The organism is Rhizobium sp. CFBP 8762, assembly GCF_014841565.1.
Lineage (GTDB): Bacteria > Pseudomonadota > Alphaproteobacteria > Rhizobiales > Rhizobiaceae > CFBP-8762.
In genome coordinates this window covers 215,681-241,771 of sequence record NZ_JACYUD010000001.1, presented here as the reverse complement: position 1 = coordinate 241,771, position 26,091 = coordinate 215,681, and the positions used below count along the sequence as shown (strand labels likewise).

23 protein-coding genes are annotated in these 26,091 nt (G+C 57.8%); 19 read left to right on the top strand and 4 right to left on the bottom strand.

Translation table 11 applies throughout. The annotated features are described in order from the left end of the window. Positions 1-32: 32 nt before the first annotated feature. The gene (locus IFT84_RS01130; protein ID WP_192116805.1) at positions 33-2,117 is read right to left on the bottom strand and encodes a lytic transglycosylase domain-containing protein; all 2,085 of its coding nucleotides are present in this window, start codon (positions 2,115-2,117) and stop codon (positions 33-35) included. A gap of 260 nt (positions 2,118-2,377) precedes the next feature. On the opposite strand from IFT84_RS01130, the gene dapA reads away from it, so the two are divergent. Further along, a complete protein-coding gene (gene dapA / locus IFT84_RS01125) occupies positions 2,378-3,259 on the top strand; it encodes a 4-hydroxy-tetrahydrodipicolinate synthase (RefSeq protein WP_192116804.1) in 882 nt (293 codons plus the stop codon). Beyond that, positions 3,259-3,738, top strand: a complete 480-nt coding sequence (gene smpB, locus IFT84_RS01120; protein WP_192116803.1) for an SsrA-binding protein SmpB — start codon at positions 3,259-3,261, stop codon at positions 3,736-3,738. Before dapA ends, smpB begins: the two co-directional genes overlap by 1 nt. Positions 3,739-3,810: 72 nt before the next feature. Here smpB and IFT84_RS01115 read toward each other — a convergent pair whose 3' ends face one another. Continuing rightward, the gene (locus IFT84_RS01115) at positions 3,811-4,386 is read right to left on the bottom strand and encodes a LabA-like NYN domain-containing protein (RefSeq protein ID WP_192116802.1); all 576 of its coding nucleotides are present in this window, start codon (positions 4,384-4,386) and stop codon (positions 3,811-3,813) included. Positions 4,387-4,850: 464 nt separating this feature from the next. Here IFT84_RS01115 and rpoZ point away from each other — a divergent pair, with 464 nt between their 5' ends. The 11 genes from rpoZ to IFT84_RS01065 all read left to right on the top strand — a co-directional run bounded on the left by rpoZ (position 4,851) and on the right by IFT84_RS01065 (position 15,089). Further along, positions 4,851-5,258, top strand: coding sequence for a DNA-directed RNA polymerase subunit omega (gene rpoZ, locus IFT84_RS01110; protein WP_192116801.1), 408 nt, complete (start codon positions 4,851-4,853; stop codon positions 5,256-5,258). A gap of 132 nt (positions 5,259-5,390) precedes the next feature. Continuing rightward, positions 5,391-7,613, top strand: a complete 2,223-nt coding sequence (locus tag IFT84_RS01105) for a RelA/SpoT family protein (protein WP_192116800.1) — start codon at positions 5,391-5,393, stop codon at positions 7,611-7,613. Positions 7,614-7,757: 144 nt separating this feature from the next. Continuing rightward, positions 7,758-7,910, top strand: a complete 153-nt coding sequence (locus tag IFT84_RS01100) for a DUF3563 family protein (RefSeq protein WP_192116799.1) — start codon at positions 7,758-7,760, stop codon at positions 7,908-7,910. Between the two features lie 217 nt (positions 7,911-8,127). Next, positions 8,128-8,691, top strand: a complete 564-nt coding sequence (locus IFT84_RS01095; protein WP_192116798.1) for a DUF2062 domain-containing protein — start codon at positions 8,128-8,130, stop codon at positions 8,689-8,691. Then, positions 8,688-9,107, top strand: a complete 420-nt coding sequence (gene acpS / locus IFT84_RS01090; protein ID WP_192116797.1) for a holo-ACP synthase — start codon at positions 8,688-8,690, stop codon at positions 9,105-9,107. The genes IFT84_RS01095 and acpS overlap by 4 nt, the downstream gene beginning before the upstream one ends. A gap of 35 nt (positions 9,108-9,142) precedes the next feature. Further along, positions 9,143-9,886, top strand: a complete 744-nt coding sequence (lepB, locus tag IFT84_RS01085; RefSeq protein ID WP_192116796.1) for a signal peptidase I — start codon at positions 9,143-9,145, stop codon at positions 9,884-9,886. After that, positions 9,883-10,614: a ribonuclease III gene (rnc, locus tag IFT84_RS01080; protein WP_192116795.1), complete on the top strand. Its 732-nt coding sequence runs from the start codon at positions 9,883-9,885 to the stop codon at positions 10,612-10,614. Before lepB ends, rnc begins: the two co-directional genes overlap by 4 nt. Beyond that, entirely contained in the window at positions 10,611-11,564 is a 954-nt protein-coding gene (era, locus tag IFT84_RS01075) for a GTPase Era (RefSeq protein ID WP_192116794.1), read from the top strand. Before rnc ends, era begins: the two co-directional genes overlap by 4 nt. 94 nt (positions 11,565-11,658) lie before the next feature. After that, complete coding sequence (locus IFT84_RS21660) at positions 11,659-12,189, top strand: hypothetical protein (RefSeq protein WP_342212818.1); 531 nt, start codon at positions 11,659-11,661, stop codon at positions 12,187-12,189. Then, a complete protein-coding gene (locus tag IFT84_RS21655; protein WP_342212829.1) occupies positions 12,190-12,654 on the top strand; it encodes a glutathione S-transferase C-terminal domain-containing protein in 465 nt (154 codons plus the stop codon). Positions 12,655-12,770: 116 nt separating this feature from the next. Then, positions 12,771-15,089: a Tex family protein gene (locus IFT84_RS01065; RefSeq protein ID WP_192116793.1), complete on the top strand. Its 2,319-nt coding sequence runs from the start codon at positions 12,771-12,773 to the stop codon at positions 15,087-15,089. Positions 15,090-15,148: 59 nt separating this feature from the next. On the opposite strand, the gene IFT84_RS01060 is transcribed toward IFT84_RS01065, so the two are convergent. Further along, complete coding sequence (locus IFT84_RS01060; RefSeq protein ID WP_192116792.1) at positions 15,149-15,892, bottom strand: L,D-transpeptidase; 744 nt, start codon at positions 15,890-15,892, stop codon at positions 15,149-15,151. Between the two features lie 333 nt (positions 15,893-16,225). On the opposite strand from IFT84_RS01060, the gene mprF reads away from it, so the two are divergent. From mprF to IFT84_RS01030, 6 genes are all read left to right on the top strand, one after another. Then, the gene (gene mprF / locus IFT84_RS01055; RefSeq protein ID WP_244651045.1) at positions 16,226-18,892 is read left to right on the top strand and encodes a bifunctional lysylphosphatidylglycerol flippase/synthetase MprF; all 2,667 of its coding nucleotides are present in this window, start codon (positions 16,226-16,228) and stop codon (positions 18,890-18,892) included. Further along, positions 18,889-20,271, top strand: coding sequence for a virulence factor family protein (locus IFT84_RS01050; protein WP_244651044.1), 1,383 nt, complete (start codon positions 18,889-18,891; stop codon positions 20,269-20,271). The genes mprF and IFT84_RS01050 overlap by 4 nt, the downstream gene beginning before the upstream one ends. A gap of 116 nt (positions 20,272-20,387) precedes the next feature. Further along, positions 20,388-21,158 (top strand): DNA repair protein RecO, encoded by a 771-nt coding sequence (gene recO, locus IFT84_RS01045; protein WP_192116791.1) that lies wholly within the window; start codon positions 20,388-20,390, stop codon positions 21,156-21,158. A 4-nt stretch (positions 21,159-21,162) separates the two neighbouring features. After that, positions 21,163-23,799: a DUF2339 domain-containing protein gene (locus IFT84_RS01040; protein WP_192116790.1), complete on the top strand. Its 2,637-nt coding sequence runs from the start codon at positions 21,163-21,165 to the stop codon at positions 23,797-23,799. A gap of 2 nt (positions 23,800-23,801) precedes the next feature. Continuing rightward, the gene (locus IFT84_RS01035) at positions 23,802-24,650 is read left to right on the top strand and encodes an MOSC domain-containing protein (protein WP_192116789.1); all 849 of its coding nucleotides are present in this window, start codon (positions 23,802-23,804) and stop codon (positions 24,648-24,650) included. Between the two features lie 68 nt (positions 24,651-24,718). Further along, positions 24,719-25,234, top strand: coding sequence for a superoxide dismutase family protein (locus tag IFT84_RS01030; RefSeq protein ID WP_192116788.1), 516 nt, complete (start codon positions 24,719-24,721; stop codon positions 25,232-25,234). A gap of 41 nt (positions 25,235-25,275) precedes the next feature. Here IFT84_RS01030 and IFT84_RS01025 read toward each other — a convergent pair whose 3' ends face one another. Next, positions 25,276-26,091 (bottom strand): mechanosensitive ion channel family protein, encoded by an 816-nt coding sequence (locus IFT84_RS01025; RefSeq protein ID WP_192116787.1) that lies wholly within the window; start codon positions 26,089-26,091, stop codon positions 25,276-25,278.

Here is a 26,091-nt window from a genome sequence, read left to right as displayed (position 1 = left end):
GGCTCAGTCAGCAAACCGGCAGCGCAGAACGGTCACAGCGCCTCGCGGCCCATGACAAGATCCCGAACGATATCGGGTTTCTGTCCAAGTCGAGACTTGTAGACCTGATAGTTTTCCATCACCCGCTGCACGTAGTTGCGGGTCTCGCCATAGGGAATTTTTTCAATCCAGTCGACAACCTCGTCAATGGATTTGCCCCGCGGGTCGCCGTAGCGGGCGATCCATTCCGGTACCTTTCGTGGGCCAGCATTGTATGCAATGAAGGTCAGAATGTAGGAGCCGCCGAAATCATCGATCTGCTCACCCAGATAATGCGCGCCTAGTGTCGCATTATAGGAAATGTCTGTCGTGAGACGCGCTTGTGAAAAGCTCAGACCATGTCGGCTTGCAACGCTCTTGGCTGTGCCCGGCAGAATTTGCAGCAGACCACGCGCATTCGCAGGTGAAACCGCTGCCGGGTTGAACGCGCTTTCCTGACGCGCAATGGCGTAGGCCAGCGCCTTGCCGGACCCGGCAATGTTGGCCGATGCAGGAATGACGCCGACTGGAAACGCAAGCGCTGCAACGTCGATGCCTTTGGCAAACGCCGTTTTCCCGATTTGCAACGATAGCTGATGGCCCCGATTTTTTTCAGCCTTCGCCGCAAGAATCGCCAGTTCACCCGGACTTGTCAGGGAGTTGGCAAGCGCCCGGTACAGGCTGTCGGCACGCCACTCGTAACCAGCCGCTTCCAGCCGGTAAATGGCCCGAACCGCATCACGCGATTCGAATCGGGCCCGGTCTTCGTCACTGGGGGAGGGGTAGGTCACATTCAGTGTTTTGCGTCCTAGGCGAGCGGCTGCAAGCTGTCCATAAAACGTGCCGGGAAAAGCAGCTGCGCGCGTGTAATAGGTAGCCGAATCGCCGGGGCCACCCACCTCGGCGGATCGGCCCAGCCAGTAAAGTGCGCGTGACGCGGAGATCGGCCGGTTCGATATGTCCAGAATGGCTTGAAAATGGCGCGATGCCGTCTGCTTATCGCCAAGACCACGGAGGGCGAACCAGCCAGCGTGGAATTCGGCCTCAACGCGATCGGTCGGGCTGTCGGCCACATGGCGGGCAACAATGCGATAGGCGTCCTTGTAATTTCCGCGCTCCGCCAGACCACGCGCCACGACGCGCTGCTCCACCCACCATTCGCCGGGATCGATTAGCTGCGCCTTCTCACGCGGCATGGCGGCAAGAAGTTTTGCGGCTTGCGTATAGTTTTCGTCTCGCCTCAGAAGTTCGATTCGCAAAAACAGGACTGCCGGATCGTTCTGCCATGACGCATCGATGTTGCTAACCAGCGCACCGGCATTGCTGCTCTTTTTGTTGACCGCGACCCAAGCGCGATAGAGCGATTGGGCCTGACCCAGCGTGGAAAAGCGCAGTGCCTGCTCATTGCGGGAGCGGTACAACAGCATTTTCAGGCGTCGTTGATGGTCCTTCACGGTTAGCATTTGCGGAAATTCCCGCAGGATTTGTGCTTCCCAGTTGGTGTCCAGCGCCTCGGTGAACCACAGGCGCCGCAGGTTTTGTGCGGCTTCCGTGCTTCTTCCTGCGGCAATCAGCGCTCGTGTGAGCGCAATCGTCCCCTCGGTGGTTTCCGGTTGCGACGAGCCGAAGGCACCGAGAATTTCCTGCACGCTCGGTTTTTCACGGTAAAGCGCGCGTTCGGAGTTCGCCCGCAGCGTTTCCAGTCCGGGCCAACCTTTCAATGCGCGTTGCGCGCTGGCAATTTCAACCGAAGGGACGCCCGGCTGCCCGGAGACGGCGATAGCCCATGTCAGAATTTGTCTGTCCAGAGTACCGGGCTTCAAGTTGTTGCGAATGGCAATGGCCTTGATCGCCTGCTTGTCGGACAAGGCATCCAACCCCGCTTTGAGGTCGCCGCTGACGGGCGCAATGGCGTTGGGCCGAACCACTGCGCCGGTAATTTCTGGCGAGGGGGCGATGGCACCGGAGATGGCCGTTTGTCCCGGCCGTGTTTTGGGCATGGGAACAAAGCCGCCTTCCAGCGGTGAAGTGGAAGCCTGGGCAACCAGAGTGGTGGCGGTCAGTGCCGTAAACAGCCGCAAATACAATCTCAAACGCATCTCAGGTTCCACACTCGGCAGGCTTCCAGTTCAGGTCTATTAGGCCGTTGCTTCATTAACGAAAGGTTACTCATCGGAGTGCTGTCCGGTTAAATGCAGCGCTGCTCCCAGCGGGATTGTCCAGAATGCCTGTCATGAAAACGATACACGAGCGCTTGCCGCGCTTGCATCACACGATTATGGTGCGGCTAATTTTCTAATCAGCGAATGCGGCCAAAGCGTGAGTGCAGGCAGCGCGCATAGGCCATCAGGAGTGCTGCATGTTCAAGGGTTCCATTCCCGCCCTCGTTACGCCCTTTACGGAGTCCGGATCGGTCGATCTCGATGGCTTCGCTGCCCATGTGGAGTGGCAGATAGCAGAGGGAAGTCACGGGTTGGTGCCGGTTGGAACAACCGGGGAGTCGCCGACGCTTTCCCATGCCGAGCACAAACAGGTGGTGGAACTTTGCGTTCAGACGGCGGCCGGCCGTGTGCCGGTCATCGCGGGCGCGGGCTCCAACAACACACGCGAGGCAATCGATCTTGCTCAGCATGCAGAAAAAGCCGGAGCAGATGCGGTGCTGGTGGTTACACCCTATTATAACAAGCCGACACAAAAGGGTCTTATCGCCCACTTTTCGGCCATTGCGGACAGCATTTCCCTGCCGATTATTATCTATAACATTCCCGGTCGCTCGGTGATCGACATGACAGTGGAAACGATGGCTGCGCTTCACAAAGCTCACCCGCAAATTATGGGCGTGAAAGACGCGACGGGCAAAATCGAACGCGTATCCGACCAGCGGCTCCAGTGTGGCAAGGCGTTCGTCCAGCTTTCCGGCGAAGATGCGACGGCACTTGGGTTCAATTGTCATGGCGGGGTTGGCTGTATTTCGGTTACGGCCAATGTGGCGCCACGCCTGTGCGCGCAGTTTCAGGAAGCGACGCTGGCGGGTGATTTTGCAACGGCACTTGAGTATCAGGATCGTCTGATGCCGCTGCACAAAGCTATTTTTATGGAACCTGGCGTTTGCGGCACTAAATATGCCTTGTCCAGGCTGGGACGGATGAGCACATCGGTGCGCTCGCCGCTTCTGCCGCTGGAACAAACAACGCAGGCCGCCATTGATGCGGCACTCAACCATGCAGGATTGCTCAACTGATGGCACCAAAAGGCAGCCAACGCGTCGTCAAGAAGATCGTGGCGGAAAATCGCAAAGCCCGGTTTAACTACGAAATTATCGATACCTACGAGGCTGGCATTGTGCTGACCGGCACCGAGGTTAAGTCGCTGCGTGAGGGCAAGGCCAATATTGCCGAGTCCTATGCTACCGATGAGGGCGGCGAAATCTGGCTGATCAATTCCTATCTTCCGGAATATCTGCAGGCCAACCGCTTCAATCACGAAACGCGCCGTCGTCGCAAATTGCTATTGTCAAAACGCGAAGTGAACCGGCTGATGATCTCCGTCAACCGCGAGGGCATGTCGCTTGTGCCGCTCAAAGTCTACTTCAACGATCAGGGGAGGGCAAAGCTGGAGCTTGCGCTGGCCAAGGGCAAAAAACTGCACGACAAGCGCGAGACGGAGAAGGAACGCGACTGGAACCGGCAGAAGACACGCTTGCTGAAAGATCGCGGATAACAGACCCGGTTGCCTCAAGGCGCGCTGAAAGTAAAAAGGCCGGATATCCGGCCTTTCGTTTGCAGTCTTGGATCAGGATGCATCCGCGTCGTTTGTTTCCGGCAAGCGCGCCGGACGTTCGCTCAGTTCACGGCCAATTTCCGAACGCAGGCTCAACAGGTCAATAAAATGGTCGGCCTGACGGCGTAGGTCGTCGGCAATCATAGCGGGCTGGGTTGCCATTGTAGAGATAACGGATACCTTCCGGCCCTTGCGTTGCAGCGCTTCGACCAAGGTGGTGAAATCGCCGTCACCCGAAAACAAAACGAGATGGTCAACGGTTGCAGCCTGTTCCATGGCATCAATGGCAAGCTCAATGTCCATATTGCCCTTGACCTTGCGGCGACCCAGCGAATCGGTGAACTCTTTGGCAGGTTTCGTCACCACCTTGTAGCCGTTGTAATCCAGCCAGTCGATCAACGGGCGGATGGAAGAATATTCCTGATCCTCCACCAATGCTGTGTAGTAGTAGGCACGCAGCAGATATCCACGAGCTTGAAAAGCCTTCAGCAGCTTGCGATAGTCGATGTCGAAGCCCAGACTTTTGGAGGCAGCGTAGAGATTTGCGCCATCAATAAAGAGCGCTATCTTCTCGCGTGGATCAAACATTCCGTCATTTCCTTTGTACAAACTTCGGGTTAAGCAGTGAGATGGGGCTGGGCTGCTGTTATTCCACCATTGAGGCGGCACAAAAACGTTTGTTAGAGTATTAGGACAGTGTCAATCTCATTCCAAGCAATTCTGAGTTGAATTAGCTAGGATGACTAGCGGAGAACCATTCGGTATTCTACTGTCTTTATAACGGTTTATGCGCTTGGTAAAAAACTCATGCATACTACACATGAGTTCAATCAGATAGTCGTTTTCTACCTAAGATTGCATTAACGCTGTCCCGTACACGCGCGGAAAACTGTGTCGGAATGAATGCCATGACGCTATAGATGTGGATGTCATTGGTACATGGCGCACAAACAGACGCTGTCTATAGTGAGAGAGGAAAAACTTGAAATTTCTCTCTATTAATTGTATCGCCTTTGGCAACTCCTGAAATTGTGAACTGCAAAGGACAGGCAATGGCCCGTGTCACCGTAGAAGACTGCATTGATAAAGTTGACAATCGCTTCGAGCTCGTGCTGCTCGCCAGTCACCGTGCACGCCTGATTTCGCAGGGCGCTTCCATCACCATCGACCGTGACAACGACAAGAATCCCGTCGTGGCGCTGCGCGAAATTGCCGATGAAACCCTGTCACCCGGTGACCTCAAGGAAGATTTGATCCATTCGCTGCAAAAGCATGTCGAGGTGGACGAGCCAGAACCAAGCGCAGAAAGCCTGATTGCCACGGAAGCGTCGACAGAATTTGCCGATGCGAGCGTTTCCGACGACGAGCCGGAGCCGCTGACCTTTGACCGTATGTCGGAAGAAGAGCTTCTTGCCGGTATCGAGGGACTTGTTGCGCCAGAGAAGAGTGACGATTACTGATTCTGTCGGTTGTCTGACGCAAGACGGTAACGTCTTACGTTTTGACCGCAGCGATGGTTATGTTTTTGTTTGCTTAAACGTGCGTCGGTCCTATGATCGGCGCACTTTTTTGTGTTTTGGAGTCGCTTCACAATGATGCGTCAGTACGAACTCGTTGAGCGGGTTCAGAAATATAAGCCGGATGCCAATGAAGCGCTTTTGAACAAGGCTTACGTCTACGCCATGCAGAAGCATGGCCAGCAGAAACGCGCCAGCGGTGACCCCTATATTTCGCATCCTCTGGAAGTTGCGGCCATTCTTACGGAAATGCGGCTGGATGAATCCACGATCGCGGTGGCACTGCTGCATGATACGATTGAAGACACCAGCGCCACGCGCGCTGAAATTGACGAAATGTTCGGCGATGATATCGGCGCGCTGGTTGAGGGCCTGACCAAGATCAAAAAGCTGGATCTGGTGACGAAGAAGGCAAAGCAGGCGGAAAATCTTCGCAAGCTGCTGCTGGCAATCTCGGATGATGTGCGCGTTCTGCTCGTCAAGCTGGCGGATCGCTTGCACAATATGCGCACGCTCGACCATATGTCTTCGGAAAAGCGCAAGCGCATTTCGGAAGAAACCATGGATATCTACGCGCCGTTGGCCGGGCGCATGGGTATGCAGGATATGCGCGAGGAACTGGAGGACCTGTCGTTCCGCCATATCAACCCCGAAGCTTATGAGACGGTAACAAAGCGGCTCGGCGATCTCTCCACCCGCAATGAGGGCCTTGTTACCAAAATTGAAGATGAACTGCGGGAACTCCTGCAGGCGCAGGGGCTGGCGAATGCGCAGGTTAAAGGGCGGCAAAAGCAACCCTATTCCGTATTTCGCAAAATGCAGTCGAAATCGCTGTCATTCGAGCAGTTATCCGACGTCTACGGTTTCAGGATTATAGTGGACGATATTCCGTCCTGTTACCGCGCGCTCGGCATCGTGCACACGCGCTGGCGCGTGGTGCCCGGGCGGTTCAAGGATTACATTTCCACGCCCAAGCAAAACGACTATCAGTCCGTTCACACCACGATTGTCGGGCCGTCGCGTCAGCGGATCGAGCTGCAAATCCGCTCACGGCGGATGAACGACATTGCGGAATACGGTATTGCTGCCCACTCCCTCTACAAGGATGGCCGCGATGCGCAGGACGGTGCGCTGTCGCCGAAATCCAACGCATATTCCTGGCTGCGCCGCACCATTGAGTCTCTCGCCGAAGGGGAGAATGCCGAAGAGTTTCTGGAACACACCAAGCTGGAACTGTTTCAGGATCAGGTGTTCTGTTTCACACCCAAAGGTCAGTTGATCGCGCTGCCGCGTGGCGCGACGCCGATTGATTTTGCCTATGCGGTCCACACCAATATTGGCGATACCTGTGTGGGTGCCAAGATCAACGGACGGATCATGCCGCTTGTTACACGGCTTGCCAATGGCGATGAGGTGGAGATCGTGCGCTCCGGCATTCAGGTGCCGCCGCCCGCCTGGGAGGAAATTGTCGTCACCGGCAAGGCGCGGGCGGCCATTCGCAAGGCAACCCGTGCGGCCATTCGCAAGCAATATTCCGGTCTTGGGCATCGTATCCTTGAGCGCACATTCGAGCGCGCTGGCAAGGCTTTCTCCCGCGATGCCATGAAACCCGCCTTGCACCGGTTGGGGCAGAAGGATATCGAGGATGCGATTGCCTCGGTCGGGCGCGGCGAATTGTCCTCGCTGGATGTTCTGCGGGCCGTCTTCCCGGATCATCAGGATGAGCGGGTCACCGTCAAGCCCAATGCGGATGACGGCTGGTTCAACATGCGCAGCGCTGCTGGCATGGTGTTCAAGCTTCCGGGCCGCTCGAAAGCCAGTCTGGAAGCTGCTGACAGCGATGGTCCTGAAGCATTGCCGATCCGTGGACTGTCTGGCAATGCCGAAGTTCACTTTGGTCCAGCGGGCGCCGTGCCGGGAGATCGCATTGTCGGGATCATGGAGAAGGACAGGGGTATCACTATTTACCCCATTCAATCGCCGATCCTGCAAAAGTTTGACGACGAGCCGGACCGCTGGATCGATATCCGCTGGGATTTGGATGAGGCCAACAATACGCGCTTCATGGCGCGCATCATGATCAATGCTTTGAACGAACCCGGCACGTTGGCAGAAATTTCGCAGGTCGTGGCAACGGCAGACACGAACATCCTACGCCTTGCGATGGGTCGGATCGCAGCTGATTTCAGCGAACTGGTGCTGGATCTGGAAGTGTGGGATCTGCGCCAGCTGAATTCGCTCATCACGCAGTTGAAAGAATTGCCCTGCGTTTCCACCATCAGCCGCGTCTATGAATGATGCACCTGCCTCCAGAAGAGGCAGGTATAGGGCCTATATTAACTCGGCATGCACTTGGCGCATGGCTGCCCATGAGAACTGGCGCTGGTGAAAAGGCGCTTTCTTTCTTATCTTCCTGTCAGACGATAAAGAAAGAGGTTTATCATGTTTACCCAGTTCAGAAAGCTTGCAAGCGCGCTGCGTGCCCCGACTGCAGAAGAGCGTGAAAGCGCCTATCTCAACGGTTCGCTGGATCGTATCGATCTGGAATACCGTCAGCGTCAGGTTGATCGCGGCATGTTCCGCAAGGGCTTCTAAGCGTCAAAGATAGATTTCCGCAGTGTCCTTGATGGTGCGGAGAATTGCAGGATCTGCTATGCGCCTGGCGCATAGCTACGGTGGGGCGCTGTTGCAGTCAGCGATAAACGCTGGAGCGCCCTGTAAAATTGCCTGATGATGGTCTATCTCTGCTCCATGCGTTTCCAGACGTTAAACCGCTCACGCTTGTTTGCTGGAAATGCTCCAAGAGAAGACCATGGTATTCAGACGTAGAGATCCCCAGAGTTTTGCGGCCAAGGTGCGCAACCTGCTTTATCCCGCCAAGGGACAATGGCGCAGGGTTCGCTATCTTGTCACCCGTGTGCTGCGTTTGCGGGCTTCGCCGCATTCAGTGGCCTTAGGGGTTGCGGCTGGCGTTGCATCCTCCTGCACGCCGCTCGTTGGCGGACATATCGTGTTGGCGGTGGTGCTGGCCAAGATTTTTGCGGGCGATGTGCTCGCCGCTGCACTGGCAACGGCTGTTGGAAACCCACTGACATTTCCATTCATCTGGGGTGCGACCTATGAAATAGGGCGCGTTGTTCTCGGCCACCACGCCGTTCTCGGTCCAACCCCGGACCTGATGCACATGCTGGAACACGTCAATGTCGTGGCTCTCTGGCCCATCCTCGAACCTATGCTGGTCGGTTCTGTGCCGCTTGCCATCCTATGCGGTACTCTATCCTATATCGCAACACGCATGGGCGTTCGCCTGTTTCAAAAGCGGCGAAGCGAGAGGCTTGCTTTGCGCATCTCCGCACAAGCGGAATTAGCTCTATGATCATCGGCCTTGGCAGCGACCTCATTGATATTCGCCGGATTGAAAATTCGCTGACCCGTTTTGGCGAACGGTTCACCCATCGCTGCTTCACGGATGTGGAGATTGCCAAATCGGAAGGGCGAAAAAACCGTGCCGCATCCTACGCCAAGCGGTTCGCCGCCAAGGAAGCCTGCTCCAAGGCACTGGGGACCGGTCTGGCGCAAGGGGTTTTCTGGAAAGATATGGGCGTGGTCAATCTGCCCGGTGGCAAGCCAACCATGCGGCTGACCGGTGGCGCACATGACCGGCTGATGTCCATGCTTCCGCCCGGCCACGAGGCGCTGGTGCATGTGACCATCACGGATGATTTTCCGCTCGCTCAAGCCTTCGTGATAATCGAAGCGGTCCCGGTTGCCGGACGTGACGGAACCGGCTAGAGAAAACCCCAGATTTTCAACAGGGACCATCCGGCGTGGCACAAGCAACTGATAAACAGCAAAGTGGCCTTTGGGAAAATATAAAGGTCATCGTGCAGGCGCTGCTTCTGGCGCTGGTGATCCGCACCGTATTTTTCCAGCCTTTTACCATTCCTTCCGGCTCCATGATGCCGACATTGCTCGTGGGCGATTATATTTTCGTCAACAAGTTCGCCTACGGCTATTCCAAATACTCGTTGCCGCTGTCGCCCGATCTGTTTTCGGGTCGAATTTTCGCAAGCGAACCGAAGCGCGGCGATGTGGTGGTGTTTCGCTTTCCGCCCAATCCCGATATTGACTACATCAAGCGGCTGATCGGCCTGCCAGGAGACCGGGTGCAGGTGCGCGACAGCATCGTGTACATCAACGGAAATCCCGTTCCACGGCAGGGCGATGGTGCCTTCCGCGCTGACGACCAGTACGATACCGGTGCTGATGTGCCCGTGTTCAAGGAAACGCTCGATACCGGCGTCGCCTTCGATACGCTGGACCAGTTCCCCAACTCCCGTGGCGACAATACCCAAGAGTTCGTCGTGCCCGCCGGTCATTATTTCATGATGGGCGACAACCGTGACAACTCCGCCGATAGCCGTTTCGATGTCGGCTTCGTTCCGGCTGAAAATCTCGTTGGACGTGCCAGCCTGATTTTCTTTTCCCTTGGCAACGATACGTCGTTCAAGGAAATATGGAAGTGGCCCGCCAACCTTCGTTACGACCGTCTGTTCAAGGCGGTCGAATGAGCAAGATGTGGTCCCTTGCCGCGGAAGATCGCGTCAAGCTCGAACGCGAAATTGGCTATGTTTTTCGCGAGAAAGATCGGCTGGACCGGGCTTTGACCCACGCCAGCGCGCGCACCGTCAAGTCGTCCAACTACGAGCGTCTCGAGTTTCTGGGCGACCGGGTTCTGGGTCTCTGCGTGGCGGAACTGCTGTTCAAGCGGTTTGGTGATGCGGATGAGGGGGAGTTGTCCGTTCGGCTGAACCAGTTGGTCAGTGCAGAAAGCTGCGCGCAAGTGGCTGATGCGATGAACCTGCATCTGTATATCCGCACCGGCGCGGACGTGAAAAAGCTGACCGGAAAACATATGCTCAATGTTCGGGCAGATGTGATAGAGTCGCTGATAGCGGCCATTTATCTGGATGGCGGGCTGGAAGCTGCACGTGGTTTCATTGCGCGTCAGTGGGAAGCGCGCGCCAGCCGGGCGGACGGCGCGCGACGGGATGCCAAGACCGAATTGCAGGAATGGGCGCACGCGAAATTTGGTGTCACGCCGAACTATCGCGTCGATGATCGCTCGGGGCCGGACCACGATCCGCGCTTCACGGTGACAGTGGACATAGCCGGCACACAGCCGGAAACAGGAATTGACCGCTCCAAGCGCGCCGCCGAACAGATGGCCGCGACGAAGATTTTGGAGCGTGAGGGTGTTTGGCAGAAAGCTTCTGCGGAAATTGACGGTACAGTATGACGGATAAGCTTGAACTCAACCCCGCAGACGATGCAGCAGACACGACGCGAAGCGGTCCGACGCATTCCGGTTTCGTGGCGCTGATCGGTGCGACCAATGCTGGCAAGTCGACGCTGGTCAACCGGTTGGTGGGGGCCAAGGTTTCCATCGTCAGCCACAAGGTGCAGACCACGCGCGCCATTGTGCGCGGCATTGCGATCCACAAAAATGCACAGATCGTGTTCATGGACACGCCCGGCATCTTCAAGCCGCGCCGCCGTCTGGACCGCGCTATGGTGACAACCGCCTGGGGCGGTGCCAAGGATGCGGACGTGATCATGCTGTTGATCGACAGTGAGCGCGGTCTGAAAGGCGATGCTTCCACCATTCTGGAAGGGTTGAAGGATGTGCCACAGCGCAAGATTCTGGCGCTGAACAAGATCGATCAGGTGCGCCACGAGGATTTGTTGCAGCTTGCGGCCCAGGCCAACGAGATGGTTGAGTTTGACCGGACGTTCATGATTTCGGCCACCAACGGCTCCGGTTGCGATGATGTAATGGACTATCTGGCAAAGGAATTGCCGGAGGGCCCGTGGTATTACCCGGAAGACCAGATTTCTGATTTGCCTATGCGCCAGCTTGCGGCAGAAATTACGCGCGAAAAGCTGTTCCTGCGTCTTCATCAGGAGCTTCCCTATTCCTCCCACGTCGAGACGGAAAAGTGGGAAGAGCGCAAGGACGGCTCGGTGCGCATCGAGCAGGTCATCTATGTGGAGCGCGACAGTCAGAAGAAGATCGCGCTTGGCAAGAATGGCGAGGCGATCAAGGCCATTTCCATGGCGTCGCGCAAGGAGCTTTCCGAGATTTTGGAGCAGCCGGTCCACCTCTTTCTGTTCGTCAAGGTTCGTGAGAACTGGGGCGATGATCCCGAACGCTTCCGCGAAATGGGTCTGGAGTTTCCGCGCTCCTGATACGGTTTTTTGAACCCAGTGTTCACCAAACCGGCAATTGCGTCCTTGTGCCCGCTATGAGCATTCTCCGCCAGAAAACAGGCGGAGACATGCGGTGCCAGAACTTGTAAACGGACAATGGGTAAAGGGTGATGTCGCCTCGGGCGAAATCAAGGGCGGTGCGTTTCATCGGGAGCCGACTGCGTTTCTGGGCCTGATCACGGCGGATGGCGCTCCCGATGCGTCCGGCCAGCCAACATGGCGCGCGCAAGTCGGGCGCTATCAGCTTTTCGTATCCTACCTCTGCCCTTGGGCCAGCCGTACGCTGATGATGCGCACACTGAAAGGGCTGGAAGACATTGTCCCGCTGGCCGTGACCGGATGCGTGATTGGCGAGAATGGCTGGGAATTTGCCGAGCCGCAGGATGCCGGCCCGACGCTCGGAAAAATTCGTTATCTGCATGAGCTGTATACGGCCACTAAGACCGATTATAGCGGCAAGGTTTCCGTGCCCGTTCTCTGGGATCGGCATGAGGGGCGCATCGTCAACAACGAATCGTCTCTCATTCTGCGCATCCTCAATTCTGCCTTCGATGACCTGACCGGCAACCGTCTGGATTTTTATCCGCAAAGCCTTCGCGCCTAAATCGACCGCTGGAACGCGCCGATCTATGAGACGCTGAACAACGGCGTCTACCGCGCGGGCTTTGCCAGAACGCAAGACAGTTACGCGGCTGCCGTAACCGACGTCTTTGCCATGCTGGATACGCTGGAGGCGCACTTGCGTGACCACCGCTACCTCGCGGGCACCTGTTTTACTGAAGCGGATATTCGTCTGTTCGTGACGCTCGTGCGTTTCGATGCGGCCTATCACGGCGCGTTCAAATGCAATTTGCGCCGGATCGAAGACTACCCAAACCTGTCCGGCTACGTGCGCGAAATCTACCAGATGGATGGGCTTGCCAATACGGTGAAGATCGACCAGATCAAACAGGGATATTATTCGATTGTGTCGATCAACCCAACCCGCATCGTACCGCTGGGGCCGGATCTCGATTTCACCCGTCGGCATGGCCGGGAGAAACTCGCGGACGCGCAAGGGTCGCTGTAACAACTCAAATTCGCTAATGCAGTAAACAGCTTTCCTGTGGCTTGGTGACCGTTGCGGTTGCCATGCCACAGTTTACGGCTATGGTCCGCCGCAGTGTCGTTTAGGAGTTCCTTACCATGGCCCGTCAGGCTCAGCACATTGCTGTCATTATCGCCGCTGAAATCAAGGCTGCCCCGGCGCAGGTAAATGCGGCCGTGGCCCTTCTGGATGAGGGTGCGACGGTGCCGTTCATCGCGCGTTACCGAAAGGAAATCACCGGTGGACTGGACGATACGCAACTGCGCAATCTGGCGGAGCGGCTGACATATCTGCGGGAGCTTGAAGCGCGTCGCACGTCGATACTGGAGTCCATACGCGGGCAGGGCAAGCTGACCGACGAGTTGGAAAACAAGATTGCCGCCGTTGTGACCAAGGCGGAACTGGAAGATATTTATCTTCCCTACAAGCCGAAGCGCCGTACAAAAGCGGAAATCGCCCGCGAGCGGGGATTGGGTGCACTGGCTGAGGCAATTCTGGCTGACCGCAGCAAAGCACCGCAGGACCTTGCAACCGCCTACCTGTCTGCCGATGTGCCGGATGTGAAAGCAGCGCTGGAAGGCGCGCGTGATATTGTCGCCGAAGGCTTTACAGAAAATGCCGATCTGCTCGGCAAGCTGCGAAACCACATGAAAGCGAACGCTTATCTGCGTGCCCGGGTTGTCGAGGGCAAGCAGGAGGCGGGTGCAAAATTCTCCGACTATTTCGATCATTCCGAGCGTTGGGGCACGGTGCCGGGCCATCGTGCTCTGGCGATGCTGCGCGGGTGGAACGAGGAATTCCTGTCCGTCGATATTGTCGTGGATCAGGACGATACGTCAGCCGTCAAGCCGGTCGAGCGGATCATCGCGTCCGTGTATGGCGTCGGTGGCACGCTGCCCGGCGACCGCTGGCTGATGGAAGTAATCGGCTGGACATGGCGCGTGAAGCTGTCGCTGTCCTTGTCGCTCGATCTCATCCGCGAGTTGCGGGAGCGGGCAGAGGAAGAAGCGATTCACGTTTTCGCGCGTAATCTCAAAGATTTGCTGCTGGCGGCACCGGCTGGTTCTCGCGCAACGATGGGCCTCGATCCCGGTATCCGCACGGGCGTGAAGGTGGCCGTTGTCGATGGGACCGGCAAGCTGTTGGAAACATCCACCGTCTACCCGTTCCAACCGCGCAACGATGTGCGCGGCGCGCAGGCGGAACTTGCCAAACTGATGACCAGGCATTCGGTTGAACTGATTGCGATTGGCAACGGCACCGGCAGCCGCGAAACCGAAAAGCTGGTGGCCGATCTGATTGCGGCACTTCCTGCCACAACGGGTAACAAGCCAACCAAGGTCATCGTTTCGGAGGCGGGCGCGTCGGTCTATTCCGCATCCGAGCGGGCAGCGGCAGAGTTTCCCAATCTCGATGTGTCACTGCGCGGGGCGGTCTCCATCGCCCGCCGTCTGCAAGACCCGCTGGCGGAACTGGTGAAGATCGAGCCGAAGTCCATCGGCGTGGGTCAGTATCAGCATGATGTGGATCAGAACCGTTTGAGCCGCTCGCTGGATGCGGTCGTGGAAGACGCGGTGAATGCGGTTGGCGTGGATCTGAACACCGCCTCGGGTCCGCTTCTGGCGCGCGTTTCCGGCTTAAGCGATGCAATCGCTGACGCCATCGTGACCTACCGCGACCAGACCGGCGCGTTTTCCAGCCGCAAGGATCTGCTGAAAGTCCCGCGTCTTGGTGCACGGACATTCGAGCAGTGCGCTGGTTTCCTGCGAATCCGCGATGGCAAGGAGCCGCTCGATTGGTCCTCGGTGCACCCTGAAGCCTATGGCGTCGCCAAAAAAATCGTTGCGGCCTGCGGTCGTGATTTGCGCTCGATCATGGGCGATAGTGCCGTGCTGAAAAGCCTCGATCCCAAACAGTTTGTGGATGACCGTTTCGGTCTGCCCACAGTCCGGGATATTTTGGCGGAACTGGAAAAGCCCGGCCGCGATCCGCGCCCAAGCTTCAAGACGGCGACGTTTGCCGATGGTATCGATGATATCAAGGACCTGAAACCGGGGATGCTACTGGAAGGCACCGTCACCAATGTTGCGGCGTTTGGCGCCTTTGTCGATATCGGCGTGCATCAGGATGGACTGGTGCATGTGTCGCAGCTGGCCGACCGTTTCATCAAAGACCCGCATGAGGTTGTCAAGGCGGGCGATGTGGTGAAGGTGCGGGTGACCGAGGTAGACGTTCCGCGCAAACGCATCGGGCTGACTATGCGCCGAGATGGTGGTGGTGAGGCAGCACCCCGCAATGATTTTGCGGCGACAAAGGGTGCACCGCCCCGTCGCGATGTTCGCACCCCGCCCAAAGCCGAAGCGCCATCACAGGGCGCGTTCGGCGCAGCGCTGGCCGAAGCCATGAAGCGCAAGTAGACAACCCCACCGGAATTGAGCGATAAAAAAAGCCCCGGCGACGGGGCTTTTTTCGAAGCTTAGATCATGCCCGGAGGGACGGGGCCTTCCAGAACCGGATCACTGGACATTTCCTCGCCTGCCGGTTCCTGCTCGTTTTGCAGTACCACGACGCGGGCGCCGGTCGGAACGCGGCTGTAGAGGTCGATGATATCGTGGTTGAACAGGCGGATACATCCGCTGGAAACCGCCTTGCCGATGGACCATGGTTCGGTGGTGCCGTGCAGACGGAACAGTGTATCGTTGCCGTCCTTGTAGAGATAAAGCGCACGCGGCCCAAGCGGGTTGGTCACACCGGGATCCATACCGTTGGCAAGCGGTCCGTAGCGATCAGGCTCGCGGGCAATCATGCTCTGGGTCGGGGTCCAGCGCGGCCATTCCGCCTTGCGGCCGATATAGGCATTGCCTTCAAAGGCCAGACCCGCCTTGCCGACGCCGATGCCGTAACGCATGGCCATGCCGCCTTCCTGCACCAGATACAGGAAACGATTCTGGGTATCGACAACGATGGTGCCGGGCACGTCGCCGCGTGAATACGGAACCTGCTGGCGGAAATATTGCGGATCGACATTGCTGATGTCGATGGCAGGCAGCGGATACTTTTCCTCCGGGCGCTCCGCATACATCGCGACATAACGCGGATCAGGCGCGCGCTTGCGCGCCGGGCCGGGGCCGGACGATACGCAGCCTGCGATGACAACTGGCAGTAGGAACAGGGCGCACAGGCGCGGGAGCCCGCCGAGACGGGCGAATGAGAGCAGCATTTTACATTCCATTACGGTTACGGGCCATTTTTTCACTGGCCATTGCGTTTGTTGGGCCCGAAAAGTTGAGTGGGGAGGACACTTTTTCATTCACTACGTTTATTAAGGGCAATCATGGCGCTCAATTGGTGAAAAAAGAGCAAAAATCCGTTCAACTTTATGTGTTGTTTTAAGATCACATTAGCCATGCGGTAGCCCGGTCCCTTTTCGCCGGGGCTGGAACGAAACAGCGGTGGTTTTGTTCACGGGTCCGCGTTGCAAATTTGTAATTTGCCGCGCTGTTGCAAAATCCCTAACGTCCGTTCCGCATCTGCCCAGTATAAGCAGATGATCATGGGCAAGGCAGGCCACGCGATGACGGTAGACGAGAAAACCACAGACCCCGCAATCACCAAAGCCAATCCCGGTCCTGTCGGAAACTCGGCAAACCGGTTTTTTCAGGCGCTCACCCGCAAACGTTTCCAGCGTGTCGGTATGCCGGTGATCGGTCTGGTCATCGCACTTCTGGCGTTCTTTATTCTGGGGCGATTGCTGCAGAATATCGCCTTTGATGACGTGTTGGCGGCCATCACCCAGATACCCGGAACATCGATACTACTGGCGTTGATTTTCACCACAATCAGTTTTGCGGCAGTTGCGGCGTATGATGTGGTGGCAGTCGACACGATTGCACCGGGCAAAATTCCCCGGCGGATCTCGTTGATGGCCGGTGCCGCTGGCTATGCCATTTCCAATGCTCTGGGCTTTTCGCTGGTCACAGGCGGTGCGCTTCGCTACCGGGTCTACGCAGCCGAGGGCATCAACCTTGCCGATATTGGCCGAATCATCGGCACATCCTGGTTCGCCATCTGGTTTGCGTTCGCCATCATGATCGCCATCGCAATGGTTGCCGACCCGACGGGCGTGCCGTGGCTGTCTTCCGTCCATCCGGCGGTGGATGTTACCGCAGGACTGGCGGTTCTCGGCGCAATTGCCGCGCTGGTCATATGGTTGTCGCGTGGGGAGAGGACATTAAGTCTTGGCCGTATGTCGGTAAGGCTGCCGAGTTCCAACGGCGCATTGGTGCAGATTGGCGCGGGACTGGTGGATGTCGCGGCAGCGGCAGCCACGCTCTACGTTCTTCTACCCTCCGGGTCGGTGTCCAGCTTCGCGGTTTTCGTGCTGGTTTATGTCGTTGCCGTTATGCTCGGCATTATCAGCCATTCGCCGGGCGGAGTCGGCGCGTTCGAGGCGACCGTCATTGCCGGTCTCGGACTTGGTCAAAATCCGGATGCCATTGCGGCACTGGTGGCCTACCGCGTCATTTATACGGTTCTGCCGTTTCTGGTGGCAGTGGCGGCTCTGGTGGTATCGGAGGTTCTGCGTCGGCGCGAAAGACTGTCTGCCCCGGCCAAAGCTGTGGCGCGGGTTATGGAGCCGCTGATACCACCTCTTTCGGCGGGCATCGCTTTTCTCGGCGCGATCATTCTGTTGATTTCGTCACTGACGCCGGACCTTTCGAACCGGGTGGATGTGCTGGCCAATTACCTGCCGCTGCCGATTCTGGAACTGTCGCATCTGGCCGCAAGCTTTGTGGCTGTCGCGCTGCTGATCGTGGCGCGTGGGCTGGCCAAACGGTTGCGGCGTGCTTGGGTGGTGGGTCTCGTGCTGTTTTCCAGCGGGGCCGTGTTTGCCCTCGCCAAAGGGCTGGATTGGGAAGAGGCGCTCATTCTTTCCATGCTCGCCGCTGTGCTTTGGCTGTTTCGCGACTCCTTTTATCGGCGTCCGCTGGATCGCGGCCTGCAACTGTCCTGGGGCTGGCTTGCCAGCGTCAGCGCCATCGTCTTTGGCAGTATCTTTCTGGGCCTGTTTGCCTTTAACGATATCGAATATTCGCACGATCTGTGGTGGGAGTTTGCATTCGATAGCGATGCTCCGCGCTTCATGCGGGCTGCGGTGCTGATCGGCACCGTGCTTCTGGCCGCGCTCATTCATACGCTCATCAACCAACGCGGTGGTCGCAAATCCGGCTATCAGGCGATACCAACGGAAGTGCCGCACATTGTTGCGCAGGCGCGCAATACGACAGCAGCATTGGCGCTGCTTGGCGACAAGCGCTTTCTCATGTCGACGGATGGGCGGGGGTTTGTCATGTATGCGCGCTCCGGCGGCAGCCTGATTGCCATGGGCGAACCGGTTGGGCCGGAGGAACAAATCGGCGAACTGGCCTGGGCCTTTCACGATCTGGCAGACCGAACCGGTGCCCGTACGGTGTTTTATGAGGTGGGCACCGAACACCTGCCGCTGTTTCTGGATATGGGTCTGGTCGCGCTCAAGCTTGGAGAAATTGCGCGCGTAGACCTGACCACGTTTACGCTGGATGGCGCAAAACGACAGCCGCTGCGCTATGCGGATCGTCGCGCCGACAAGGAAGACCTGGTTTTCGAAATCGTCCCCAAGGACAAGGTTCTGTCGATCATACCGGAACTGGAGGCGGTATCGGATGCGTGGCTTGCCATGAAGTCCGGGTCGGAGAAACGCTTCTCGCTCGGCTTTTTCGATCCTGCTTTTCTCGCACATTTCGATATGGCGGTCATGCGCTACCATGGCGAAATTGTCGCCTTCGCCAATCTCTGGCGCAGCGGAGACCGCCATGAGATCGCCGTGGACCTCATGCGTCACCGGCCCGATGCCTCCAAGATCATTATGGATGCGCTGTTCGCCAAAATTATGGTCTATGCCAAGGGCGAGGGCTATCACTGGTTCAATCTCGGTGCGGCGCCGCTTTCGGGCCTGGTTAATTCCCGGCTGGCCTCACGGTGGAACCGCTTCGGGTCGTTCCTCTACCGGCGCGGGCGTGATTTTTATCATTTCGATGGTTTGCGGTCCTTCAAGGAAAAATTTGGCCCGGTCTGGACACCGCATTACCTCATCTGCCCCCCGGGACTGGATACGCCGCGTTCGCTACTCGACGTAACGACGCTGGTGAGCGGTCATCCTCTGGAGCTTGTTCGCAAATGACATCCAAAATGTTTCGCTGGGCGCTTGCCGGCGTTCTGGCGGCAGCCGTTGTGCTGGCCGGTGTTTACACCCTCAATCCACGCTGGCTGAATGGGACAAAATCCGTTGAGCCGGTATCGTCCGAGCGCCTGAACAACATTTCCGTTCTGGTGCCGAAGGGCGAGCCGGAGGGGCTGGTGATTATGCTCTCCGGCGCGGATGGCATGGGCGAGCAAGAGAAGGCGATGACCACGCGCCTGCTGGCCGATGATCTGATTGTTCTGCCTGTCGATCTCACGGTCTGGCGTAAGGAATTGAACAAAGAAGACGGAGACTGCATGTATGTCGGTGCCGACTTTGAAGGCATCGCCAAGGAAGCGCAGCGCGTTCTGGAATCGAACAGGTATTTCCATCCGGTGGTCCTTGGAATGGGAGAAGGCGGCACCTTGGCCTACGCTGCTCTGGCCGATGCGCCGGATGCAACACTCGGCGGTGCCGTGGCTCTGGACCCTGCGGCGACGGTCAATACCGTGGCGCCGGTCTGTGAGGGGGCCAAATTTACCAAGGAAAGCAGTGGTCAAGGATATTCCTATGCGCTGAACGCGTCCCTGCCGGACCCCGGCGTGCTCGTGCAGCAAAACCCGGAAACAATTGCCGCGCCAGCGCTTGAGCCGGGGCATGTGGCGCTGACGGTAAAGACAGCGCCAACCCCGGAGGCGCGGTTCGACCTTGCAGCCCAGACGGCGCTGGATCTCGCCCGCGCCGATGCACGGTCTCAGGCGCTGCCCATCGTCACCCTGCCAGCAAAGGGTAAGCCACGGTTCCTCGCGCTTTTTTACTCGGGCGACGGCGGCTGGCGCGATATCGACAAATCGCTGGGGGATGCCTTGGCCAATGACGGTGTTCAGGTCGTGGGTGTCGATAGCCTGCGGTACTTCTGGTCGGTGCGCACACCGGAAGAGATTGCCCGCGATGCGGCGGCGATCATTAGGAGTGCGGACCCAAGCGGCAAACTGCCGGTGGCGCTTCTTGGCTACTCCTTCGGGGCCAATACTGTGCCGTTCGCGTGGCCCTATCTGCCGCCGCATGTGCAAAACCGCATCCGGTTTTTCGGGCTGTTGGGAACGGAAACCACCACGCCATTTCAGGTCTCGGTAGAAAACTGGCTGGGGCTTGGGGGCGATAACAAGGTTGCCCCTGCCATTGCGGCGCTCCCGCAGGATCGGGTCTTGTGTATCTATGGCAGCGAGGAGGATGAGACCGCGTGCAAGGATCCAGCTCTGGCCGGTGCTGAAAAGCTGGAACTTGAAGGCGGCCACCATTTTGACGGTGACTATCTTCCGCTGGCAGCCAAAATTCTGGCTTCCATGGAAAAGCGGATCGGTGGCGTGTCACCTTAAATCTTCATTGTGCCGCATGATCTTGTCGATCCTCGTTTCACTTCGGTCGGATCATGCTTCAGGTTCTCATTGGTTTCTTACTGGTTTCTCACACCCTATCGGTATAAACAGCAGATATGCAGTGGCAGGATCAGGCGATTATACTGGGCGTAAAACGCCAGGGCGAAACCAGCGTTATCGCTGAGATCATGACCCGTGCGCGGGGTCGCCATCTGGGCCTCGTGCGCGGCGGGCGGTCGCGCACCATGCAGCCTGTTTTGCAACCCGGCAATGAAGTGGACGTAACCTGGCGGGCGCGGCTCGATGAACATCTCGGCGCCTTTCAAATCGAGCCGGTGCAACTGCGCGCCGCCCGCCTGATGGAAACAGCAACGGCTGTTTTTGGCGTACAAGCCATGGGCGCTTTGCTGCGGTTGTTGCCGGAGCGTGACCCGCACCCGCATCTCTACGATGCCCTGAATGTCATCCTCGATAACCTCCACGATCCCGCTGATGCCGGGGAATTGTTTGTGCGCTTTGAGCTGGCTGTGCTGAACGATCTCGGCTTCGGCCTCGATCTTTTGCAGTGCGCGGCAACGGGTGTGCGCAGCGATCTGGTGTATGTGTCGCCCAAATCGGGCCGCGCCGTCAGCCGGGAGGCGGGGGAACCATGGGCTGACAAGATGCTGACGCTACCGGGCTTTCTCACCGCCGGTGCGGCCAAGGCCGCCAACCCGGAATCCTTAAGCGATGCTTTCAAGCTGACAGGGTATTTTTTAACGCGACACGTGTATGAACCGCGCGGTATCGATATTTCCAGTGCCCGCAACGGGTTCGTAGAAGCGGCATTGAAAGCCCTGCGCCAGCCGAAGGCAGCACGTCAGGCCGAAAGCAGCAAGTCAGGATAAGTGTATGATTGAGTTTATTGCGCTTGTGCTGGCTTGTGTCGCGTTGATTCAAAGTCGGCGACTGGCAACGGACGTCAAAGCCTTGCAAGCCGAACTGGCCAAGCTGAAGGCTGGGTCCGGGCCGCTGACGCTTGCGGAGCCGGACATGAGCGTGTCTGTGCCGCTTGCTGAAACAAGCTTCGATGACACGATCGCCGAACCAAACCCGGAACCCGTTGTTCAGGAGGCTGCGCTGCCACCGGTAAAACCGGCACCGAAAAGTACAGTCGGTGAAGGGGCTCTTGGCGCTCGCTGGGCGGTGTGGGTTGGGGGCGTTGCGCTCGCCTTTGGCGGGCTGTTCATGGTGAAATATTCCATTGAAAGCGGGCTGCTGGGCCCTGCCGTACGGCTCACGCTTGCGGCAGCTTTCGGTCTTCTTCTTATGCTTCTGGGCGAAATCGTGCGCCGCCGTGCGCTACCCCTGCTGAACACCCAATTGCCGCAGACACGCAACGCGCTGATACCGGGCGTGTTGACCGCTGCGGGAACCGTGAGCCTGTTTGGGGCGATCTATGCGGCGCATGGCGTCTACGGCTTTATCGGGCCAACACTCGCTTTTCTGGCTCTGGCGCTCGTGGCGCTGGCAACGGTCGCCCTGTCGCTGTTGCATGGACAGGCCCTGGCGGGTCTTGGTCTGGTCGCTTCCATGGCAACCCCCATTCTCGTCTCGTCGCAGGCCCCCGCGCCGTGGAGCCTGTTCGGCTTTCTGGCCGTTTCATGGGGTGCAACCTATGCGGCGGCACGGCTGCGACGGTGGCGGGTTGTGCCTGTTCTGGCCAATATCGGTGTTCTCCTGTGGTCGGTTGCCTATCTGCAAACGGAAGAACCATTCAACGTTCTGCCTGTCGCGTTTCTGCTGCTGGTGGTCGTCGCAGGGGTCGGTTTTGTCTGGCCCGCCGCTGACGCGCCCGTTCTGGTCTATGAGGACGGGTTGGAATCCAGAAGCGCTATCGGTCGATTCAGACAACGTCTGCGGTCCGGTCGGCATACCAGCATCTACCTCACGGCGGCGCTGGCAGTCGCGGCTGGCGCATTGTTCATGCTTGACCCTTACCGGCTATCCCAGGGCCACACCATCGCGGCTTTCGTCGTCGTGATTTCAGCTTTGGCAGCCTTGGGAAGTCTCCATCCGCGCGCTATTATTCCGGCGATTTTTGCGGCCTTTGGGGCAGTGGTGGGTCTCTGGAACACGCAATACCTAACCATGGGAACGCCGATCATCGTAACGGCCATGGTGCTCTCCACCGTGTTTTTCCTCTGCGGTGCGGCGTCTCTGCTTGTCCATCGACAACGGGCAGCGGGCTCGTTCACGCTCTGGGGATTGCTGATGGCACTGGTACCTGCGGCATTGCTGACCATTTCCTATGGCCTGGCCGGAAACTACAGCATGGAGTGGCGGCATGCAGCTTTTGCCGCCCTGTTAGCCGGGGCATACATCTGGGTTGCCTCTCGCCTTGCTCCGACAGAGGAGCGCGCCGTGCGCAAGGCACAAGCCTTTGTTATTCTCGGAGCGTTCCTCAGCCTGGTCATTGTCATACATACGCTGACCCATGATCTGACTGCCACCATGCTGACTGCGGCCCTTGGCTTTGCGTTTGTGCTGTCCACCCGTTTCGTTCGCTGGCCCGCTTTGCCTTGGATGATGGTGATGGCAGCGCTGGTGGTTCTGGTGCGCATTCTCTGGCAGCCGACCGTGGTCGTTTCAGCCAATCTTGGTGTCACACCGGTCTTCAACGCTTTGTTGCCCGGCTACGGCTTTCCGGCGCTGCTACTGGTAATGAGTTGCTATTGGCTGCGCCACACAGCTGATATTAGACTGCGCAACGCGCTTCAGGCACTGGCAACCCTGTTTGTCATGCTCACGATTGCCATTCTCGTTCGGCACGGGATGAATGGTGGTGTGCTGACATCCTCCATTCCGAGTTTGGGCGAACAATCGCTTTACACGCTGATCACGCTTGGCGGATCCATCACGCTGATGTCGTTGAACTTAAAATCTGCAAGCCCCGTTTTCCGCTATGGTAGCCTTCTGGCGGGTGTCGTTTCGTTGTTGTTGGTGTTGAGTGTGCATCTGGTCGGTCTCAACCCCTACCGCACTGGTGAATTGCTGGGGCGCTGGCCGGTGGTCGATCTGCTGTTGATCGGCTATCTGCTGCCAGCCTTGGCGTTTGCTGCGCTGGTCCGCCTTTCGCAAGGCCGCAAAGCGCCTGCTTATGTCAAGGCTTTGTCCGCATCCAGCGTTCTTCTCGGCTTTGCGTGGGTGACACTCAGCGTGCGCCGGTTCTGGCAGGGAACCGACATTGCCTACTGGAAAGGCTTTCTGTCCGGTGAGACCTATACCTATTCCGTGGTCTGGTTGTTGCTGGGTGTTCTTTCGCTGGTCGCAGGTACTCGGTTCAATCTGCGCAGCCTTCGTGTCGTTTCCGCGGTTCTCGTCGTGGTTACGGTCGTCAAGGTCTTTCTGGTTGATATGTCCAATCTGGAAGGCTTCCTGCGGGCGCTCTCCTTCATCGGTCTCGGCGGTGTTCTGATCGGTATCGGACTGTTTTATCAACGGGTTCTGACCCGCAATTCCACAGCAATACAGGATACAGGGAAATAGCGATGCACGTTGCCGGTCTGGCCATCTACCCCATCAAAAGCGCCCGGGCTGTGCCGCTTCGCGAAAGCGCTGTGGACGTTCTTGGACTGTCTGGCGACCGCCGGTTCATGGTCGTCTCGCCCGATGGGCGGTTCATGACCCAGCGGCAAGTGCATATATTGGCACGGCTGGAAGTGGAGGTTCATGGCGATGCACTCTGTCTGCACATGGACGGAAACAGTGTCACAGGCGGCTTTACATCGGCCCGGATGGACGTGACGGTCTGGAGCAGCGCCGTCAACGCTGCCATTGCCGAAGAGCCGGTCAATCAGGCTTTAACGGCATGGCTGGGTCGCCCGGCGCTACTGGTCGCCATGGATGATCAATCGTCACGGCTCGCTGAAGATGACTGGCTGGACGCGCCGGTTTCCACGAGCTTTACCGATGGCTTTCCGGTGCTGATCGCCAATCTTGCATCTCTTTCTGCGGTCAATCAAACGCTTGAAGGGTTGGGCCAGCCGCCGGTGGGCATTGAGCGGTTCCGGGCCAATATTGTCATCGACGACGCAGAGCCTTGGGCTGAAGACACATGGAAGACTGTGCAGATCGGCGAGGTGACGCTTGATCTCGTCAAGCCCTGCACGCGATGCGTCGTGACCTCCATCGACCAGATGACGGGGGAGCGACAGGGTGGCAATCCGCTGCAGGCCTTGCAGCGCACGCGCATGTCCGGCGACCGGCGTGTGGCGGGGGTTCTGTTTGGCTGGGACGCTATCGTGCGCAAAACCGGGGTCATCCGGTGCGGCGATCCGTTGACGGTTGTAACAACACGCCCGGAAGGCATACCGCTGAAAATTCGCAGTTCGTCATGAACATGGGAACCGCCCTGCGATGACCGCGTTGCTTCTTCTCAACTATCAAGCGGAATGAGGAGACGGCGATGACAAAAACTTTGATAGCAGCGATAGCCATTGCGGCCGGTCTTGCAGCCCCTGCGCTGGCACAGCAAAACAGCCAGACAGCCACTGCGACATTCAACAACACCGATGGAAAAGAATCAGGACGCGCCACGCTGACCAGCACTGCAAACGGTGTGCTGTTCGAGGTGGAAATCAGCGACCTTCCGCCAGGCAAATGGGTGGCTTTCCATGTCCACGAAACCGGCACCTGCGAGCATGGCGACCATTTCAAGTCAGCAGGCGCGCATTTCAATCCCACCAACAAGGACCATGGGTATCTCGCATCGAACGGACCCCATGCAGGCGATATGCCCAATCAATATGTCGGATCTGATGGTGTGCTGAGAGCTCAGGTGTTCAACAGTTTCGTCTCTCTGGACGACAAGGAAAACGGTATTCGCGGTCGTGCGCTCATGATCCATGACCGCTCCGACGACTATCGCAGCCAACCGGCGGGTGACGCAGGAGACCGTCTCTCCTGCGCCGTTGTTCGCTGATTACCGTAGCCGCCTGCTGAATGTATCAAAGCGGGCGGCTTTCACTCTGCCGCTTCGGCCTGTTGTGAATTCATCTCATCCATGGCAAATTTTGCCTGCCGGTTGAGATCACGCGTCGTGTCGAACCACTCACGGGTTGAGACCCAATAGCGCAACGTCACTGAAGTTGATGACCCGTCCAGCTTGTCAATAAATGTGCGCGGCGGTGGCGTATCCAGCACCCGGCGGTCACGCTCTGCCAATTCCATCAACATCCGTTCGGTGGCCTTGAGATCACCGGTTTCTGGCACGGAAACAGTTAATTCATAGCGGCGCGAGTCCAACCGGCTGTAGTTGGTAACAGGCGTATTCCACAGCGTGGAGTTGGGCGCGAGACGATACAGACCATCGGCACTTTTCAACTCGGTTGCAAACAGTCCGATTTCCTGGATCGTGCCGGATATCGCTCCAGTCTCGATATATTCGCCGACGCGGAACGGTCGCAACACCAGCAGCATGATGCCGGCTGCAATATTCTGCAACGTGCCCTGAAGCGCCAGACCAACCGCCAGGCCCGCAGCACCGAGTGCGGCGATGATGGACGCGGTTTGAACGCCGAACTGCCCGAGCACAGTGATGAACACCAGAATGAGAATGACGTAGCGCAGAATATTGGCAAAGAAACGCACCAGCGTTTCATCAAATCCATGAATTTTGGAGAGACCGGCCAACGCCCAGTTATGAATGACACGGGCGACAAACCAGCCGACCACGAGAAGAAACAATGCGCCCAAAATGGAGAAGGAGTATTGTACGGCCAGCGAACTTGCTTGACCCACTGCCGCCCGTGTAGCGACGAAAAAGCCTTGATCATCCAT